Here is a 19,306-nt window from a genome sequence, read left to right on the forward strand (position 1 = left end):
AAGTCCGATTGGTTCAACTAATAATCAGTGGGGGATGAAGAAAACCCCCACTGATTAAAGTTTCACTTTATTCCCAGGCAATGGACAGCATTTTCTCCATTGCCTGTTTTTGTGGTTCAGTTTTTTAATAGTTATATAGAAATTTGAACTGGAGTTAGAAGGAAGAGTAATTGTCTGTAAAATATTGACCGTTTTAGGTTAGTTTAGTATATAGGTTTTTTCGGTTTTTGTGCAATTTTATATTTTTTAATGAGGATTTTTGTTGTTTGTCGGCTATAAAAACGAATATTTTTAAAGTTTAGCTAAAAAACGTTCATATTTTTATTGCGTGCACACTAATAGTTTGTTATATTATCCATATAATAATTTTGAATAACATCACTCGTATATACTCGGTAATATGGTCCGAGCGTTTCTACCTAGTTCCCAATGAAAGAACTGGACTACGGGTTAAAGTATTCGGTCGCTCTATGTAATGTGCGCTACCGATCTATAATTTTGCATATGCTTAATTAACTTTGACTACCGTAGTTCTAGAAAGTAGAGGTTCTTCTACAATTTCTAGAACTTTTTTGTTTGGACCAAAAGTATCGAGTATAGAAAACAACAAGAGAAAGAGGAGATTATTTATGAAGAAGAATACGTTGAAAAAATGTGCTGCCCTAGTAACTACTGTTGCATTGTCATTCTCGATACTTGCGGGATGTAATGCGAGTCCGAAACAAGTTGAGGCAAAAAGCAATCAAAAACCAATCTTAATTCAAGGGCCAATGCCGATAGAAGCTGAAAAGTTTGCAAAAAGGTTAAAAAATGTGAAAGAAGAAAAGTCTGGAACTTTCGTATTTTATAAAGGAACTGTCGACAATTATCCTGTAATCGTAGCGAAAACAGGTAAAGGAATGGAAAATACAGCTGCAGCTACAGCAGTAGCTATTGAAAAATATAAGCCTCAGGCAATTATTAACCAAGGAACATCAGGTGGACATGATCCAAATTTAAATGTATTTGATATCGTTTTAGGAAAACAAGTAGCAAACATCGGGTCATTAAAAACAACAAATATGGATGAGAATCAAGGGATTGAGCCGACAAAATGGATTGCTATGGACTTAATGGCTTCTGAAGGAAGTGCAGGAGAAGATCCAAATGCTGAGAAGGTCCGATACTATGAGGGCGATAAGGATTTACTTGCAGCAGCGAATGCGGTAAAAGACACATATACAAAAGGTAAAGTAGTTGAAGGTACGATTGGTTCAGCAGATGTTTGGAATAATGAAGTGGATAGAATTAAATGGTTCCATACAAAATACGGTACATCTGTTGAAGAAATGGAAGGCGCTGCAGCAGCGCAAATCGCAAAAGCGTATGACGTACCATTTTTAGGAATTCGAGTGTTATCTAACAATAAAACGAACGGCGGAAAATACAATCCAAACACAGCAGCGGCAAATCAAGAATATGTATATGAAGTAGTTAAAAAGTATATCGATACGTTGCCAAGTAAATAAAATTATTTCTAGTAAAGAAAGGCTAAGTAACCCCGACATGAACGACAAAAGTTGTTTGTTTCGGGGTATTTGCTGTTTTCTTATTCACTACTGAAGTAGTTCGTAACGTTTCAATAGTATAGAAGGTTTTGCGGAAGAAAATTGCAATCTGGTTTTCAAAGATCGTTCGTCTACATACAAATTATTGCAACATTAGACAGGGAAACGAAAATAATCCAAGAATATGTTATATAGAAGGAAAAAGAAAAGAGGGAAAATGATGTGGAAAACTACAGATTTATGTGATGAGTTTGAAAAAGAATTACAAATATGTCGCCAGTCTTTTCGATCTTTTGGGAAGAAAGAACAATTCCACGGGAAAATTGCAACGGTAAGAGTGAAAGATGATAATGTACTAGTGAAAGAAGGATTGCAAACATTACCGGAAGGAACGGTATTAGTTGTTGATGGAGGAGCTTCTACGAATTGTGCGTTACTCGGTGATAATTTAGCAGCTATTGCAGAGGAAAGAAAGTTGGCAGGGATTATTGTGAATGGATATGTTCGTGATTCTAGTGAACTAAAGAATATTAATATTGGTATTTTAGCGTTAGGTACGATGCCAAATAGAAGTGTAAAAGAAGGAAAAGGCGACAGGAATATTTCATTACAATTTGGAGGAGTAGAATGGAAGCCAAATGATTATGTGTATGTGGACGAAGATGGCGTCATTATTAGTGAAAAGAGTTTGCATAGTTAAGAGATTAAAAAGTTATTATTCTTAGAAAATAAATCCGATAAAACATGGACAAAATCCTTTGTCAATAGTAAAATAATACAGAAATTTAAAATTTACAGAATGTATAGGTTTATCGTTTTACGATAACTTAAATGGAAGTTAGTTTTGCCTAGAAAAGTGAATGTTATCACAATGATACGTTCATGAACGAAATTATTTTTCCTATACAAATATAGCCGCAAATGATGCGGGTAGGAGGTGTTGTGCATTTTTGTTCGGCACTTTTACAAAAAGAGAGTGTCAATCGCACGCCCTTGAAGGGCCTTTTTTTGTGTAAATGGTAGTAAGGGAGGAAATTTTGGGATGGCAATGTTAAAAAAATGGCTGCTTACGTCGTTAATGGCAGTTACACTTGTATTTGTTTCTTTTGCGAATACAGTACATATTACGTTTGCTGAAGGAAATACAGCGAAACTTGCAATTGTTGGTGAATCACAAAAGGGCATTATGTTATGTCCGAAAGAAGAGCAAATTAAAGATGGGGAAACAGCTTTAAGTTTGCTGCAAAAAGTCATGGGGGACAAAGTAGTATCTGAAACGATGTCGTTTGGAACGTATGTAAAAGGCATCGACGGCTTAATGGCTGGGGACACAAGCGGTTGGTTGTATGATGTAAATGATAAAGCTGCACAAGTAGGAGCAGATAGTTATAAATTAGAGTCTGGAGATGTTGTTGTATTCCGCTTTGTTTCAGACTGGAGCAATATGAGTCAAGAAACATTACAGCAAACATTAGATAAATTTGGAACTTGTAAAACTGTTGAAGAACCAAAGACAGATGATCCAAAACAAGAAAAGCCAGAAGAACCAAAAACGGATGATCCAAAGCAAGAAAAACCAGAAGAACCAAAAACGGATGATCCAAAACAAGAAAAACCAGAAGAACCAAAGACAGATGATCCAAAACAAGAAAAACCAGAAGAACCAAAGACAAATGATCCAAAACAAGAAAAGCCAGAACAACCAAAGCAAGAGAACATTCAAGTTCCAGCAGCACAAGTAAACGAAGCAATTTCTAAAACGTCTGAAAAGATGTTACAAGATGGAATTGAAAGTGATTGGGTAGCTTTAGGACTTGCTCGTTCTGGAAAGAATGTACCGATTGAGGCACAATTAAATTACGTTAAAGCAGTAACAGAAAAAGTAGAAAAGCGTGTGAATCGTTTTTCAGCAACGGATTTAGCTAGAACGATTATTATGATGAATGCAATGAATGCTGATCCGAAAAAGGTAGGCGAACATAACTTAGTTCAAAAATTGTATGAATCAGATAAAGTAAATTCTGTTACAGGTTATGCATTTGCTTTACTTGCATTTGATACGAAGAAGTATGAGATCCCAGTTGAATCAAAATGGAATCGAGTTGCGTTAGTAGAGTCACTATTAAACACGCAACACACAGATGGTGGCTGGACTTATGATAGTGCAAGCAGTAAAGAAAGTGCTAGTAGCGTTGATGTTACGGCTATGGTTTTATCAGCATTAGCCCCTTATCAAGAGCGACTAGATGTGAAACCAGCTGTGCAAAAAGCTGTTGCGTATTTATATAAAGAGCAGCTAGAAAATGGCGGGTTTTCTGCAGATGGACAAGAAAATTCAAATAGTACTGCGCAAGCAATTATTGGGTTATCACTTGTGAAAGATGTAGATCAAAATCGTCTTCATAAGGCAGTGCAAAACCTATTGTCATATCAGCTTCCAAATGGTGAATTCAAATGGTTACCAAGTGATCAAAACGGTAGCGGAATGGCTACAGAGCAAGCATTATTAGCTTTAATTCAGTTTAAAGAACTTGGAAAGTCAATTTATGATTGGTCAAATGTATCTGTTACTGAAATCGATACAAAGCCTAATGTGGATTCAGAAAAAGTTGTAGTAGAAAAAGAAGTTATTGAACAACCACAAGAAGAAAAACAAGTGCAACAAGAAACAAAAGATGACAATTTAAAAGTTGTTGTTGATAACGAACCGGTTAAAAATAAAAAATCCGGAAACGGTAGCACACTACCGAAAACAGGAGTATCTTCTCATAGTGCAGCTACAGAAGTAGGTATGGGTGTATTGTGTATTGCTTCTGCATATGTATTATGGAGACGTAAAGCAGCTTAACAAAAATTAGGAGCAATTATTTGCTCCTAATTTTCGTATGAAAGGTGAGAGATAACATGAGTAAGGTGAAATGGTTCATTTCTTTAATGCTTTCGCTCGGGCTGCTTGCTGGATGTGAAGAGGCGGCTGTACAGCCAGAGAAGAAGGTAGAACCAAAGCAAGAAGAGGTAGCGAAACAAGAAGAGAAAAAAGATGAAGCAAAACCGGAAGCAAAACCGGAGGAAAAACAAGCTGAACAAGAGAAAAATAAGCAAGAAGAGCAAAAAGAGAAACAAGAACAAAAAGTAGAAGAGAAGCCGAAAGAGGAAAACCAGCAGGCACAACCAGAAGTTAAGAAAGAAGAAAAACCTCAGGAACAACCGGCTGCTACGAAACAACCAGAACAGCAAAAAGCACAAGAAGAGAAACAACAAGAGCAGCAACCGAAAGCACCAGAAGTAAAAGAAGAAGCGAAGGTTGTCAATCAGCCAAAAGAAACACCGAAGCAGGAGCAAAAAGTTGATCCTAATAAAGAGAAACAAGTAACTGTTCCGGTTCCGCCAGAACCAAAGCCAGAACCGAAACCTGAACCAAAACCAGTGCCGCAAGCAAAACAAGTTACGATCTCAGTAAAAGGTAATGAAGGATACTTATTAGGTGCGAAAAAGATTGATGTACAAGAAGGCGATACTGTTTATAAAGTATTGCAGCGTACGGGATTAGATGTGGATGCAATGGGTTCTAAAGGTGATATTTATGTAAAGGGTATTAATGATTTATATGAAAAAGATGTTACGGCTACTAGTGGATGGAAATATCGTGTGAACGGTGCGTTTCCAAACTATAGTGCAGGTGTAGCTACAGTAAAACCAGGAGATACAATCGAGTGGGTGTTTGTATTAAAATAAGAAAGGTATTCGGTAAAGGACTATGAAAATAAGTTTTTCTTCTTTACATCCTTTTGTGAATTTTTTCTATTATATCGGGGTGATGATACTATGTATGATGTGTCTTCATCCTCTTTTTTTAATTGGAGCAATACTATTAATCGTTATGTTAAATGTGATGCAAGGGAATAGCGAAAAGATAAGAAAGATGTTACCGAGCACAATCGTCTTCTTTTTTATGGTGATTTTATTTAATTCGTTATTAACGCATAGAGGTCGAACTACGTTATTTTGGTTAGGTGATAGCCGTATTAAGCTTGAGGCAATTATGTTCGGACTAGTAATGGGGTTATTGTTAGTTGCAGTTCTGTTCACGTTCGCGTCGTATAATGATATTATTTCAAGTCATAAATTTTTATATTTGTTTTCTAGAATTTCACCGAAAGTTGCATTGTTAACGATGATTACAGTAAGGTTTGTGCCGTTGTTTATTAGGCGGTTGCAGAAAATTACACTCATCCAAAAAACGAAAGGTATACAAGTTGATGCAGGTTCCATTATTGAGCGTGTGAAAAATGGTATGCAATTGCTGCAAGTATTATTAATTTGTTCGTTAGAGGATGCACTGCAAACGGCAGATTCTATGCAAGCTCGTGGATTTGGTGTAACGAAGCGTACGACGTATATTCGATATAGAATGGAAAGACGCGATTGGTATACGCTCAGTTATTTAACGATTCTATTCATAGCCGCGGTCATCTTTAGTAATTATGGCGGAGGAAAATTAATTATTTATCCGAAAGTCGAATCGATTTTATTTCAGCAATATGATGGAATAATGTTTGTCGTATTTACGATGTTTATTAGTTTACCAATTATAATGGAAGGAAGGGAATGGCTATGGTGGCGCATGCAGAAATAAACAATTTATCATTTGTATATGCTGATGAAAACGAATATGCGTTACAGCATATTTCTCTTTCTGTTCAAAAAGGAGAGTTCATTGCACTTGCTGGAGGATCAGGATCTGGAAAGACGACTTTATTAAAACATTTTAAAAAGGAATTACTTCCAATTGGTACACGTTCAGGAGAAATTTTTTATGATGACGTTTTATTAGAGGAAGTACCAGATTTATTATCTGCCCAAGAAATTGGCATGGTATTTCAAAATCCAGAAAATCAGCTCGTAATGGATACAGTAATTCAAGAATTAGCATTTTCTTTAGAAAATATCGGGTTACCATCTCATATTATTCAAAAGAGAATAGCCGAGCTTATTAGTTTCTTAGGATTTCAAGATCTATTGCATCAATCTGTTCATACGTTATCTGGCGGGCAGAAGCAACTTGTCAATTTAGCTGCGGTATTAGTTATGCAGCCGAAATTATTATTATTAGATGAACCGACAGCACAATTAGATCCAATTGCTGCGAAAGAGTTTTTAGGATTGTTAAAGCGTATTAACGAAGAACTTGGAATTACGATCGTTTTAAGTGAACATCGTTTAGATGAGGTAATGCCGCTCGCAACGCGCGTTATTTGTATGAATAACGGCCGAATCGTGTATGATGGTAGTCCGAAAACGGTTGTAGCGAACATGTGGGAAGTAGAAAAGTTCCGTCCATTTATTCCGCAAATTCCAAGATTGTTTTTAGAGTGGAATGCGAAAGATATTCCGTTTACAGTGCGAGAAGCACAAATGAAAATGAATGATTTTTCAGCGATACCATATGTAAATGAGCCAATAGTACAAAGTGAAAAGCAAGAAGTCATTTTAAGTGCAGAGCATATTTCGTTCCAATATGAAAAAAATAGCCCGCTTATTTTACGAGACTTAACCGTATCGATTGAAAAAGGAAAATGGGTAGCGCTCGTTGGGAAAAATGGTACTGGGAAATCTACACTGTTAACGATTTTAGCGGGGTTACAAAAAGCGAGAAGAGGAAAAGTGAAGTGGAACGGTAAAGTGATACATAAAATTGATTCGAAAGAACGATTTAAAAGTATCGGGTATGTATCGCAGCATCCGTATTATCATTTCACATTTGATACAGTGTGGGATGAAGTGTATGAACGTGCACGTGAATTATACGGAGAACAAGGAAGAGAAATAGCAGAAAATCAGCTTAAAAAGTTTTGGCTCTATGCACTTAAAGAACGCCATCCGCATGATTGTAGTGGGGGAGAGCAACAATTACTCGCATTATGTACAACGTTATTATCAAAGCCAACGTTATTGTTACTGGATGAACCGACAAAGGGACTCGATCCATGGAAGAAAGAAAGAGTAGGAGAGTTATTTAAGAAGTTGCAAAAGGAAGGTACAACAATTGTAATGGCAACGCATGATATTGAATTTGCGGCGAAATATGTGGATCAATGTATGATGTTATTTGACGGAGCAGTTATTATGAATGATGCACCGAAAGAATTTTTTAGTGGTAACTTCTTTTATACAACATCGATCAATCGATTCATTCGAAAAGAATTGCCATATGCATTAACGTGGGAGGATGTGTACGAAGCGTGTCCAAGCGATATGTTACATTCATAATATGTATTTTTGCAGTTATAATAGCCACATTGTTCTTTACTACACTTATTATGGACGGGTATTACTTGTTAAGTAGCTTGTTTTTATTAGCTGTTATTATGTTACCATTCTATATCCGCTTTGAAAGAAAGGCGTTTGTTTCACGTGAAATTGTTCTCGTTGCTGTGTTAGCAGCAATCGCAGCAGTTAGCCGCGTACCATTTTCGATTTTACCGAGTGTACAACCGACTTCATTCGTTATTATTGTTTCTGCAATCGTGTTTGGGAGTGAGACTGGTTTTATGATCGGTGCAACAGCGGCGATTGTGTCTAACATCTTTTTAGGACAAGGTCCGTGGACGCCGTGGCAAATGTTTTCATGGGGGATGATTGGTTTCATAGCTGGATTATTACGCAATACATTTTTAATGAAAAAGTTATGGGGAAGACTACTATATGGATTTTTCGTTGGCTTTTTATTTGGCTGGATCATGAATTTCTGGGGACTACTCGGTTTTATACAGGAAGCAACGTGGGAAACAGTTATTTCATACTATATCGCAAGTTTTTACTTCGATTTGAGTCATGCGATTTCAAATGTTGTGTTCTTACTACTATTTAGTACTTCTTGGATTACGATTCTTACAAGATTTAAAAGGAAATATGGCATATTAGATAAGCATAACATGGCATAGAAAAGCATATTTATATAAGGTAGGGTCGCGACTTACATATTCGTTTGCCTCTTTCATGCTTCTTACATATTGTAAGGAGCATTTTTTATTGTCAAAAAATAGTCCAATATATATCCGTTACTATATGAAATTATTTGTATAATAGTAGGTGAGAATTATTTTCAAAAGGGAGGTGTATAGTTAATGAAGTTAGTTATTCCGAAGCAACATGGTGCATGGGCGATGCTCGTTATACCATTTCTATTAAGCGCTATACTTGGGAAACCTACTCTGTATCATATTCCATTGTTTTTAGCTTGGTTTTTCATCTATTTAGCTACGTATCCATTCCTTACGTACATAAAACAAAAACGAAAAAAAGAGTATTTACATGCCGCAATTTTATATTTTATTATTGCATTCGTATTTGGGATGATTTCTTTATTATATGAATGGCGAATTCTTTTATTCGTAGTAGTCATGATTCCATTATTTATTGTAAATATGTATTACGCTCGTCAAAAGAATGAAAGAGCGTTACTAAATGACATTTGCGCGATTATTGTTTTCTGTATCGGTGGTTTAGTCAGTTATTATTTTTCAATGAAACTTATAGATAACACAGCATTATTCATTGCGCTTATTTCATTTTTATATTTTTTAGGAAGTACGTTTTATGTGAAAACGATGATACGTGAGAAAAATAATCCGAAGTATCGTTTTATATCTTGGGGTTATCATATTGTGTTAACGATAATCGTATTTGCTATCAATCCGTGGTGTTCTCTTATTTTTATACCAAGTGTCATTCGAGCAATAGTGTTGTATGGCAAAAAGATTTCTATCATAAAAGTAGGGATTTTAGAAATTGTTAATTCTGTATATTTTTTAATCATAACGGCAATAATAATGAAGTATGCCATTTGAAAAAGCTTCCCACCAAATTGATGGGAAGTTTTTTCAATCTTGTTCTAAAATGTGAACGGTGTAATCGCAGCGTTGAATAGCTTGTTCGATCGCATAAAGGGATTGTTCAATACGAGCGCGATTAAAATCTTTTTCAACAGTCTGTAGCGCTTCTTCTAAACAATGTTTTGCTTCTTGTAATGATTGAAAAGAATTTTGGACATATCCGCGAGCATTTTCGTGCATTTCATAATCCTCCTTGCATATTCATATATGTATAGTATGAACAGTAAGGAACAAAATATAATTTGTTATATTTATTTGACAATTAAAACGAAATTACGTATAGTAGGAATTAAGTGAATATTTTCTTATCCAGAGAGGTGGAGGGACTGGCCCGATGAAACCCAGCAACCGCGATGCAGGTGCTAATTCCAGCAGAACATATTTGTTCTGGGAGATAAGACGAAGATATACGTAACTTCTTCTTATCGGAGAGGTTTTTTTGTTGCAAAAAAACCGATTACGAAAATTTATATTAAGAAGAAAGGGGTTGCGAAGTACTGTGACACTCGAAAAATACGTAAAACTGCGTAGTACAGTTTATGAATATATGATAGAGCAAGATAAGCCAATATCATTGTTAGATATTCAAGAACATATCGTTTCGCATCATGAAGGAAAATTCACGAAAAAGATGTTACATCAATTTTATTTATCAAGACTATTAGATGAACTGAAACTGGATGGGAAAATTACATTAGCTGATGAATATCTCTATGCTGAAAAAGGGGTATTTTATAAGGCGGGAAAAGGGAGCTAAGCTCTCTTTTTTTTGAAGTATGTAGAGTAAAAGACTGCTTAAGCAGCCTGATACAGGGAATGGTGTTGAGTGTGTAGTGTCAAAGATTGAATGTGCCTGAAAGAGGCACTTCATATCGGCTGCAAATGAAAAGAGACACCTCCGCCGAATAGGTGTCAGTCGTTTTGTCATATAGACTTGCTATTTGACAGTTATTAGAATAACATGCACGGTTTTGGAAGTCAAAAGGGAATTAAAGGAAGAGGTGTTGTTATGTACGCTTACTTATTAAACGATATAACGAAGTGGATTCCTAAGTACATTATGGATAAAGGATATGAATATTATGAAGAAGGACATGTAGAAGATGTCGAAATACAAGACACGAAAATATTTGCTTTCGTTACTGGAAATGCAGGGAACTACGAAGTAATTATTGATTTAGAGGATTTTACAGAAAGTAGCTGTGAGTGTCCATATGAAAATTATTGTAAACATATGGCGGCGGTCGTTTATGATATTCAACATGTAGGTGAGAGTACAGTTAAAGAGAAACTGAAAGATTTAGAAAAGGAAGAGTTACTCACAGTATTAAATCGTTTGTTGCAAAGTTCGAAAAACGTGCAAGTTGTAGAGAAGATGTTAGAGAAGGGGAAGCTTTAACTATAGAGGGAGTGGTTTTACAATGAACGTACTAATTATATACGCCCATCCTAATCCTTCAAGTTTTAACGGGGCCATTTTAGAGCATGTGCAAAAAGGACTACAGGAAACAAATCATTCGGTTACGGTACTTGATTTATATAAGGAACAATTTGATCCAGTGCTTGTATTTAATGAAGAGAAGAAAAGGCGTGATTTAGTAAATGAGGAAGAGACAGCGCGATATAGAAAATTAGTGGAAGAGGCAGATACCCTTCTCTTCATCTATCCGATATGGTGGTGGGGGATGCCTGCTATTTTAAAAGGATTTATTGACCGTATTTTCGTAGCTGGATTTGCTTATAAATATGAAGGTGCTCTGCCGAAAGGATTATTGAACGGAAAGAAAGCGTGGGTTATTAATACGTTGGACTCGCCTTTATGGTACGTCGCTTTATTATACCGATCAGCAGATTGGATTGTAATGAAGAGAGGCGTTTTACGTTTTTGCGGCATTCGCGATATAAAACGTTCAGTATTTCAATCTGTGAAAACGAGTAAACTAGAGAAGCGGGAAAAGTGGTTATTACAAATAGAAGAAAAGGCTCGTACATTATGAATGAAATCGATCGTATTATAAACTGTTGTGGGTATGATAATGAACTTTTGCGAACGTATATTACATGTTTACTTCAATTGAAAAAATGTAGTGAAACATTTAAGCAAATTCAAATAGAGTTAAGAAATGACTACTTGATAAGAGGGATTTGTGAAAGAGAAGTGGATGAGATAGTAAGGGGAAGTAAAGAATATGAAATACATTTTCTTCCTAAAGCGTTACAGTGGAATTTTTTGAGGGAACATCCACACCTGATCGGAAAAATTTGCGAAGATTTTTTTGCATTTGAGTCATTACAACTTACGGAGATAGAGTGGCGAATCATTATAAATTGCGTGGGAAATAAGTGATTCATTATGTAAAAAAGCTAGTATAAAACTAGCTTTTCGTTTAAAAAAATAAGAAACATAGACTAATGATACAACCTGCATATAATAAGTTCACAACGCAAAATCCCATAATATCACGAGCGCCTAAACCAGCTATCGCTAATGCGGGTAATTTTCAAAACTATTAACCTCTATTAAAAGTACAGGCAGTCCGTACGATATGTTCATAGTATATTGTATAGGAATTTATTGTTTTAAATTTTTTATTGAAAGGAATAATAGGATGTCAAAACAATATATTTTTGATTACATCGTGATTGGTGCCGGTACTGCCGGAGGGATAATTGCTAAAGAATTAACGGATGATAAATGTACTTCCGTTCTTGTTCTTGAAGCAGGAACAAACATGACAGAGGAATTAAGCAGTCCTAATCTTATAGTTTCTATTTTAAATGCTACTGATAATAGGCATTCATTTAATGTCACTACTATAGTTGAGCAAACGATTGGTCGTCAGTTAATAACGTCAAGTGGTCGTGTCATTGGTGGAAGTTCTGAACATAATCAGATGTTAGCTGTACGTGGCAGTCGTGATCTTTATGATGCATGGGCAAAATTAGTTGATAATAACGCATGGAATTATGATAGTATTCGCTCATTATTTATTAAAAATGAAACGTATACAGGAATGACACAAAGCCCTCAAGAACGTGGAAGTAACGGACCTATTTTTATTAGACAACAAAACATTCCTAATCAAGGATTAATCCAAACCTTAGCACAAGCCGCTTCAGAAGTTTTTAATATCCCAATTGAAGAGGATTACAATACAGGGATAAGAGATGTTACGACCCTAAAAGGTCAATATATTCAAAAGATGGAAAACGGAAAATTGGTTCGTTCCTCGACAGCAACCGGTTATTTAAACAATCAAATTGTTACGCAAGGAAATGAATTCCAAGCTGATGAATTTGGAGTTGATCAGAGAAAATTGGTCATCTTTTCAAAGACAACAGTGGATAAAATTCTATTTAAAGAAAAAAAAGGAATTAATATTGCTGTTGGCGTTCAATATGTTAAGAATGGGGTGTCACAACGAAGTTATGCTCGAAAAGGAATCATTGTCTCAGCAGGCCAATTCTCCTCTGTCATACTTCAACGCTCAGGTATTGGTAATCCTGAAGATTTAGCTAAAGCTGGCATATCAACTTTAGTAGAAAGCCCTCAAGTCGGATATAACTTCCAAACACATTATTCTGTCGGTATGGGGATTAGGGTGGAAACAGGAAGACTTCTTCAGATATTGGCTGCTGATCCTAATCAGCCAGGAGCATTTGGAGCATTTAAAAAAGTCAATAACCCTATTGGTGGCCGGCGCCTTCAATTATTAGGCCTCCCACTTCCGTTTTTTGTACCTAGTCAGGAAATTGCGATAAATGGTTGGGATTTTAATGAGACAGAACCTAGTAATATTATGAGTATTGGAATTGTAGATGTAAATCCAAGAAGCCGAGGTACTGTCATGGTTTCCCATAGCGACCCAGAGGCATATCCAACTATTGATTTAAACCCGTTGGCAAATCCAGATGATCTAAACTTCATGGTGGATCAATATATTGAGACGTATAACATGATTGTTAGAGCGCGTGAACTCGATCCGGGGGGCATCTATCAGGTAGTCTTTCCTGATGAAAGTATATTCCAAATTCCGGATGAGAATGAAAAGCGGACTAGATTGGCTGGCTTTGTCAGAGCTTCGTATTCCCTTTTTACTCACTTCGGAGGGCAATGTAAGATGGGTAAAAATATTAAAGAAGGAGTTCTTGATGGATCCCTGAATGTCTTTGGAACCAAAAATCTGAAAGTCGCTGATCTTTCCATTTCTCCAATTTTGCCAGACGGCAATACGTCAATCCCTGCCCAAATGATAGGATTGAATGCAGTACGTTTTATTCGAGAAGATCCTTGCCCATATGTGGTGGATGATACGGAAATTAAAGATTATGAATGCAAATCGATAAGGAATAAAAAATGAATACTATATATATCAATAGTTAACTTAGCATAACGAATATTTATGAGAATACAAAAGCCCTCTAGTTAAGTAATCTGGAGGGCTTTTGTATTCACATAATCAAGGTTATTGGTAGTTGAATCGTTGTAACGTACCTTACTAGCTGAATAACGTAAAAACAGCTAGTCCATTAGGAACATTTAAATCTTCTGCACCAAACTCTCCCGCGCGTATAGGAGCTGTAGGATCAGAAATATTATAAATTTCTACCGTGCTATCGAAAGGACTAGATACATAAAGAAATTTAGCTATTACAACAACAGGAGGGAAAGCAGGAAAAAGCCTACGACAGCATTTCTTTTGTTTGGAAAAATATGAGTTCATAACAGTTAATCTCCTTTTTAAAAATTAAATATAATAATTCAGATTGTGTGCGTATCCAATAAAATTTCTAGTGTATATTCTATACACGTCAGGTTAACGTGAATCATTATTAGTAGTCAACGAACCATAAAATGAAAAAATTATCTATTTCTGGATATTTAAAATAAAGATTCCTGTAGTTGAAGAGTTAAAAAATGAAGCGAATTTAGGAAACTATGTCATTATTGGATTAGGTACAAATGGAGCTTTTACTACTGAGCAACATGTTTCATTAATAAAATTAATTGGAAATGAACATAAAATGATATGTATTAATACGAGGGTACCACGTCCGTAGGAATCAATCGTAAATGAGAGATTGAAAGTAACGGTATTTAGATATTCGAATGTGGATCTAGTTGATTCGTGTGCAGCAAGTGTAAAAGGATTTTATTTTCTTTTGTGGAATTTTATTTATATTTACCTTATTAAAATTTAGAAAGGAGAATATTTATGAAACATTCCTTATTGGAGACAAATCCAGAACCAGGAAAGAAAGAATCATTGCTTACACGATGTGCAAATGTATTTTCGAGATGGTCTCAGAAATATGTCCCAGATGCCTTTGTTATCGCAGTGCTGCTCACTTTATTTACTTTCATTATAGCTTTGTTGATGAATCCCTCAAATCCGTACAAAATCGTAAAATCTTGGGGGGATGGATTTTGGACTTATTTAACGTTTACAATGCAAATGGTATTGCTAATGGTTACAGGGATGACGCTAGCTTCTGTCCCGTTTATTAATAGAGGCTTACAGTCTATTGCAAAGTTAGCCGATACACCTCAAAAGGCTTATACGATGACATTTTTGATCAGTGCAATTGCATACTATATCAATTGGGGACTAGCTGTAGTTGTGGGAGCGATCATTGCGAAGGAAGTAGCGAAAAAGAATCCGAATGCACATTTTCCATTACTTGTAGCAGCTGCTTATGCTCCGACAGCCTTATATAGCGCAGGTCTTTCAAGTTCTATTGGCCTGACAATTGCCACAAAGGATCATTTTCTTGTAGATATGATTGGAATTATTCCTACCTCACAAACAATCTTTAGTTATTCTACTCTAATTATTTTTTTCGCTCTATTCATCACGATGCCAATTATTATTGTACTTATGGCTCCAAAAAGTGGGATTATCAGCTATAAAGCACCTGAAACTGATACAAATTCTTTTGTAAAACCTCCTCAAAAGAATTTAACTGTTGCGGAAAAACTAGAATGGACACCGGTTCTAGGAATAGTATTAGGTGCAATTGGCACGTTGTATTGTGTTTATGAATTCGTGAACGGTCGTAGTTTAGATTTAAATATCATTAATTTGTTTTTCTTGTCACTTGGTTTGCTCCTGCATGGTTCTCTTGGTAACTTTGCACAAGGATTCAAAGAATCTGCGCAATCCATTTCTCCGATTATTCTACAGTTTCCATTTTATGCGGGGATTATCGCTGTTTTAGGTAGTTCAGGATTGGGAAGCTCAATCATTGAATGGATGGCATCCATTGCGTCAAAGGATACATTTGATATATTTACATATTGGTCAGCGGGATTGGTGAACTTATTGGCACCATCTGGCGGGGGACAATGGGCTTTGCAAGGGCCACTGCAGGTCCCGGCAGGATTGAAGTTAGGTGTAGATCCAGCTACTATCGCTATGGCGGTAGGCTGGGGAGACGCATGGACAAATTTGATTCAGCCGTTCTGGGCACTACCTCTTTTAGGTGTGCTGGGATTGAAAATTAAAGACATTATGGGGTATTGTTTCATTCTCTGCATTTGGGTTGGGATAGTTACAAGTTTATTGATGTTATTTGTATATTAGCTTTCATAGTAATACAATTAAAATAAAAAAACGCTATTCTTTCTGTAAATACATAGGAAAGGATAGCGTTTTTTATGTCTATTTCTGTATCTGATGAATTACAATTATTTGCTCAAGAATTTTAAAGATTCTTATCTCCAAATATCTTACGAGATATTGCTAGAGATGTTGGTTTTGTGCAACAAACAGGTAGGTACCAAGCAAGTATTTAGTTACTTTATGTGCTTGGGTGAGTCAAAATGCCACTAAAACTTCTTTCACATGTATGGAATGTACAGGGATTTTTTATCCGCAAGCTGTTCTTTATCAAGCTCAGCATGATGACCACTATCAACACTATGGTTAAAAGTATCCAATATGGTATGGCAGAACCGGGAGTGTTGGAAGTACTACGAGAACTGTTGGACATTATGAATAAGAGACAATAAAAAAATCTTCATGGATGCAAGAGGAATTTTTTATTGGGAATAGTAAGGATGAGGGGAGGTGCATTACATATGGGAAAAGGTAGAAGTAATAATGCTGGCAAAAAGCAACCAAATTTCGATGATTCATCTAATTTCGCTAAACAAAGTCAACCGACAGAAAAGAAGAAGAAATAAGAAAAGGATCTCTCTTTATTAAGAGAGATCCTTTTCTAGATATACTCATGTTTCAGCACAACAGATCGAGTATTCAATCAAATAGTCATAAATGCAAGGTTTAAACTCCTGCTCCCACTACTGCGGAAGCTTCTCTAAATGATGTGCAATATCAATATACATATTGGAATAAACTGAATGTATTTCATTACTTGGCGTAGCGTTAGAAGAGAAGTGGACAATTACCATATTTGCTTTCGGATCGATGTAAAGTGTTTGTCCGTAACTACCTAACACTTCAAAAGCATCTTGTTCATTGTGCGGAATCCACCATTGATTATGATAAGAAATGGAAGCTCCAGGGCCAACCGCAAGTTCACCTTCTTGGACATTTTTTATATTTTCAGTAATAGAAGAAGGGAGAATTTGTTTTCCGTTATATTCCCCGTTGTTTAATAGTAATTGTCCAAATCTAGCCATATCTCTAGCAGTTGCATTTAAGCCAGCGCTTGCTTGTTCTACTTTTGTTTCATCAGTAACGTAATAGGCGTTTTCTTCCATACCAATTTGAGACCATATTCGTTCGCTAACATTTTCCGCTAATGATTTATGAGTGATAGTTCGAATAACCCAAGCGAGCGTTTCCGCTGATCCGTTATCGTAAGAAAAATCGGAACCAGGTGGTGCCGTTTCTTCTGCTTCTCGTAACATATCATAAATTTTCATCGGACCGTCGTAGTTTTTACCTCGAGGTAAAATATTGCTCGCTAAATATAGTTGTGCATCTTGATTTTCTAACGCTGGATGTTCGTATCCGTGAGTAGGGTACTCTGCAGACACTTGCATGTCCATTAATTGTTGCAACGAGGCATTACCGAACGGTGTATTTTTTAATTCTTTTATGTATGTGTCAGCTGTTTTTTCTAAGTCAATACGGTTTTCTTCAGCGAGAGATTGTATAATTGCCCCGGTAAATACTTTTGCTAACGATGCCATACCATGAGGTTCACTCTCTTTATATCCATTGAAATATCGTTCATAAACAAGTTGTCCATTTTGTACAACGACGAAAGCATCTGTTTTGTTTTCATCTAAAAGCTTTTTTAGAGGCGTTGTATTTCCGAATCTACGTTCCACAGCAAAATCGTCTAAGTTTTGCAATGCAGTAGGGAAGTGGGAAATTTGATTAGGGTTATTATTTACCTCGTTAATTAAGGTGAATTCTTTCATATGTGTATACGACCAGCGTAAGTACGGATCATCTAACCAATTTTTTTTCGTTACGTTATTTTTCGATGGGATTGTTTTATTATGTTTGAAGTATGTAAAACCGAGCCCTGTAATTACAAATATGAATGTAATTATGAGTAAGAGTAGGGGAGATTTTTTTAGTTTCATATAGGTCCCTCCTTTTTATTTCTATTATAAGTATACGCTTCTATTGAAAGAAATACAAAATAAGGAAAGTAAACGGGGAAGTTTACTTTCCTTATTTATGTTAAGCGGATACTTGTCCGTCTGTACGTTGTTTCTTGAATTTTTGTTTTCGTCCGTGTAATCCATAATATAAAAGTAAAGTGAACGCAACGATAATAGCTGCGATAAAATACATATTATGATAACTTGATTTTGCAGCGACGATACCTAAAATGAAAGAACCAAAGCCAATACCACTATCAAAGAACGAGTAGTAAGTAGCTGTCGCAGAACCGCGTCGATGGTTTGGAGCGGCAGTAATTGCAATCGTTTGGAAGCTAGGAATTAATGTTCCGTAGCCTAAACCGATTAATACACCTGCGCTTAGGAACCAAAACGGGGTTTGCGCTTGACTTAAAGCGAACATTCCAATTGTGAAGATAATGATAGCTGGATAAATAAGTACATTTTCACCGAAACGATCAAAGATTTTTCCTGTAAATGGACGAGAAATTACAACAACAAGTGCGTAAACAATAAAGAAGTAACTAGCAACCTCTCCTAAACCGAGCTCTTTTGCATAAATAGGAATAAAGGATAAAATGCCACTATAAGAAAAGGCTAAAACAAATCCTGTTAGAGCGATTGGGATAGAGGATGGTTCAATTAAGTCTTTCCAGTTCATCTTTTCTCGTTTTTGTTTGCTTACTGGTTCCTCATGAGGAATATTCACTACTAATCCTAATAAAAATGCGAGTAATGAAAATACCGAACAAACAATAAATAGTACAGTAAATGAAAAATGGGAAATAATTGTTAAACCTAAAAAAGGACCAATTACCATTGGCAGACTCATAAATACGCCGTAATAAGCAAGTGCTTCACCACGTTTATGAGCTGGTGTCACATCAGTTACAATCGTACCAGTTGCAGTAGTTGCCATCCCGAACCCAATGCCATGTAAGAAGCGAAGGGCAAGTAATAAAAATAAACTTTGCGCACCGAAATACATAACAGTAGCGGCTAAAAATAATGAAAGTGAAATAAATAATATTTTCTTTCTTCCTAAATCATCGAGCCATTTTCCTGTGAATGGTCTACATAAAACAGATGAAATAAGAAAAACAGTTGCAACTAAACCAATTTCCTCAGGTTTTCCTTTTAGGCCGTCTATTACATAGACGGGTAGAGTAGTCATAAGCATGTAAAATGTTAAAAAGAGAAATAGACTACTAAAACAAGTTCCGAGGAAATCCTTTGTCCAAAGTTTTTCACTTTGCATC

General features: G+C 35.9%; 17 protein-coding genes, 4 pseudogenes and 2 riboswitches. Of the genes and pseudogenes, 16 read left to right on the plus strand and 5 right to left on the minus strand.

The features are described from left to right. Positions 1-362 precede the first annotated feature (362 nt). A riboswitch (purine riboswitch) is annotated at positions 363-466 on the plus strand. A gap of 163 nt (positions 467-629) precedes the next feature. From BAQ48_RS18230 to BAQ48_RS18265, 8 genes are all read left to right on the plus strand, one after another. Continuing rightward, the gene (locus BAQ48_RS18230) at positions 630-1,508 is read left to right on the plus strand and encodes a 5'-methylthioadenosine/S-adenosylhomocysteine nucleosidase (RefSeq protein WP_071712253.1); all 879 of its coding nucleotides are present in this window, start codon (positions 630-632) and stop codon (positions 1,506-1,508) included. 259 nt (positions 1,509-1,767) lie between these two features. Continuing rightward, positions 1,768-2,247, plus strand: coding sequence for a ribonuclease E activity regulator RraA (rraA, locus tag BAQ48_RS18235; RefSeq protein WP_071712254.1), 480 nt, complete (start codon positions 1,768-1,770; stop codon positions 2,245-2,247). A gap of 342 nt (positions 2,248-2,589) precedes the next feature. Continuing rightward, positions 2,590-4,395 (plus strand): DUF4430 domain-containing protein, encoded by a 1,806-nt coding sequence (locus BAQ48_RS18240; protein ID WP_071712255.1) that lies wholly within the window; start codon positions 2,590-2,592, stop codon positions 4,393-4,395. Between the two features lie 56 nt (positions 4,396-4,451). Further along, positions 4,452-5,282 carry a DUF4430 domain-containing protein gene (locus BAQ48_RS18245; RefSeq protein WP_071712256.1) on the plus strand — a complete coding sequence of 277 codons (831 nt, stop codon included), beginning with the start codon at positions 4,452-4,454 and terminating at the stop codon, positions 5,280-5,282. Positions 5,283-5,304: 22 nt separating this feature from the next. Further along, positions 5,305-6,183, plus strand: coding sequence for an energy-coupling factor transporter transmembrane component T (locus BAQ48_RS18250; protein ID WP_071712257.1), 879 nt, complete (start codon positions 5,305-5,307; stop codon positions 6,181-6,183). Then, positions 6,156-7,817, plus strand: coding sequence for an ABC transporter ATP-binding protein (locus tag BAQ48_RS18255; protein ID WP_071712258.1), 1,662 nt, complete (start codon positions 6,156-6,158; stop codon positions 7,815-7,817). The genes BAQ48_RS18250 and BAQ48_RS18255 overlap by 28 nt, the downstream gene beginning before the upstream one ends. Further along, positions 7,790-8,491, plus strand: coding sequence for an ECF transporter S component (locus BAQ48_RS18260; RefSeq protein WP_071712259.1), 702 nt, complete (start codon positions 7,790-7,792; stop codon positions 8,489-8,491). Before BAQ48_RS18255 ends, BAQ48_RS18260 begins: the two co-directional genes overlap by 28 nt. A 183-nt stretch (positions 8,492-8,674) precedes the next feature. Beyond that, positions 8,675-9,397, plus strand: coding sequence for a YwiC-like family protein (locus tag BAQ48_RS18265; protein ID WP_071712260.1), 723 nt, complete (start codon positions 8,675-8,677; stop codon positions 9,395-9,397). Positions 9,398-9,430: 33 nt separating this feature from the next. On the opposite strand, the gene BAQ48_RS18270 is transcribed toward BAQ48_RS18265, so the two are convergent. After that, the gene (locus tag BAQ48_RS18270; RefSeq protein ID WP_000545003.1) at positions 9,431-9,622 is read right to left on the minus strand and encodes a hypothetical protein; all 192 of its coding nucleotides are present in this window, start codon (positions 9,620-9,622) and stop codon (positions 9,431-9,433) included. A gap of 122 nt (positions 9,623-9,744) precedes the next feature. Next, a riboswitch (SAM riboswitch) is annotated at positions 9,745-9,843 on the plus strand. A 38-nt stretch (positions 9,844-9,881) separates the two neighbouring features. On the opposite strand from BAQ48_RS18270, the gene BAQ48_RS18275 reads away from it, so the two are divergent. The 4 genes from BAQ48_RS18275 (at position 9,882) to BAQ48_RS18290 (ending at position 11,789) form a co-directional block, all read left to right on the plus strand. Then, on the plus strand, positions 9,882-10,199 hold the full coding sequence (locus BAQ48_RS18275; protein WP_071712261.1) for a hypothetical protein: 318 nt from the start codon (positions 9,882-9,884) through the stop codon (positions 10,197-10,199). Positions 10,200-10,403: 204 nt separating this feature from the next. Then, entirely contained in the window at positions 10,404-10,841 is a 438-nt protein-coding gene (locus BAQ48_RS18280; RefSeq protein WP_116758536.1) for an SWIM zinc finger family protein, read from the plus strand. A 22-nt stretch (positions 10,842-10,863) separates the two neighbouring features. Continuing rightward, a complete protein-coding gene (locus tag BAQ48_RS18285) occupies positions 10,864-11,439 on the plus strand; it encodes an NAD(P)H-dependent oxidoreductase (protein WP_071712263.1) in 576 nt (191 codons plus the stop codon). Continuing rightward, the gene (locus tag BAQ48_RS18290; protein WP_071712264.1) at positions 11,436-11,789 is read left to right on the plus strand and encodes a group-specific protein; all 354 of its coding nucleotides are present in this window, start codon (positions 11,436-11,438) and stop codon (positions 11,787-11,789) included. Before BAQ48_RS18285 ends, BAQ48_RS18290 begins: the two co-directional genes overlap by 4 nt. A gap of 40 nt (positions 11,790-11,829) precedes the next feature. On the opposite strand, the pseudogene BAQ48_RS27670 reads toward BAQ48_RS18290, so the two are convergent. Further along, positions 11,830-11,940: pseudogene (locus tag BAQ48_RS27670) on the minus strand (TIGR00366 family protein); the annotation flags it as partial. Between the two features lie 111 nt (positions 11,941-12,051). Here BAQ48_RS27670 and BAQ48_RS18300 point away from each other — a divergent pair. Then, on the plus strand, positions 12,052-13,803 hold the full coding sequence (locus tag BAQ48_RS18300) for a GMC family oxidoreductase (protein ID WP_071712265.1): 1,752 nt from the start codon (positions 12,052-12,054) through the stop codon (positions 13,801-13,803). A 156-nt stretch (positions 13,804-13,959) separates the two neighbouring features. On the opposite strand, the pseudogene BAQ48_RS18305 reads toward BAQ48_RS18300, so the two are convergent. Beyond that, a pseudogene (locus BAQ48_RS18305) lies at positions 13,960-14,166 on the minus strand (LVIVD repeat-containing protein); the annotation flags it as partial. 169 nt (positions 14,167-14,335) lie between these two features. Between BAQ48_RS18305 and BAQ48_RS28305 the strand changes: the two are divergent. From BAQ48_RS28305 to BAQ48_RS28110, 3 genes and pseudogenes are all read left to right on the plus strand, one after another. Then, positions 14,336-14,602, plus strand: a pseudogene (locus tag BAQ48_RS28305) (SGNH/GDSL hydrolase family protein); the annotation flags it as partial. Between the two features lie 56 nt (positions 14,603-14,658). After that, positions 14,659-16,026 carry a short-chain fatty acid transporter gene (locus tag BAQ48_RS18315; protein WP_084064855.1) on the plus strand — a complete coding sequence of 456 codons (1,368 nt, stop codon included), beginning with the start codon at positions 14,659-14,661 and terminating at the stop codon, positions 16,024-16,026. A 74-nt stretch (positions 16,027-16,100) separates the two neighbouring features. Beyond that, positions 16,101-16,303 (plus strand): annotated as a pseudogene (locus tag BAQ48_RS28110) (IS4 family transposase); the annotation flags it as partial. A gap of 442 nt (positions 16,304-16,745) precedes the next feature. On the opposite strand, the gene BAQ48_RS18325 reads toward BAQ48_RS28110, so the two are convergent. Beyond that, on the minus strand, positions 16,746-18,005 hold the full coding sequence (locus tag BAQ48_RS18325) for a serine hydrolase domain-containing protein (RefSeq protein ID WP_071712267.1): 1,260 nt from the start codon (positions 18,003-18,005) through the stop codon (positions 16,746-16,748). A gap of 100 nt (positions 18,006-18,105) precedes the next feature. Next, complete coding sequence (locus BAQ48_RS18330; RefSeq protein ID WP_071712268.1) at positions 18,106-19,305, minus strand: MFS transporter; 1,200 nt, start codon at positions 19,303-19,305, stop codon at positions 18,106-18,108. Position 19,306 lies beyond the last annotated feature (1 nt).

It is taken from the genome of Bacillus luti (assembly GCF_001884105.1).
Lineage (GTDB): Bacteria > Bacillota > Bacilli > Bacillales > Bacillaceae_G > Bacillus_A > Bacillus_A luti.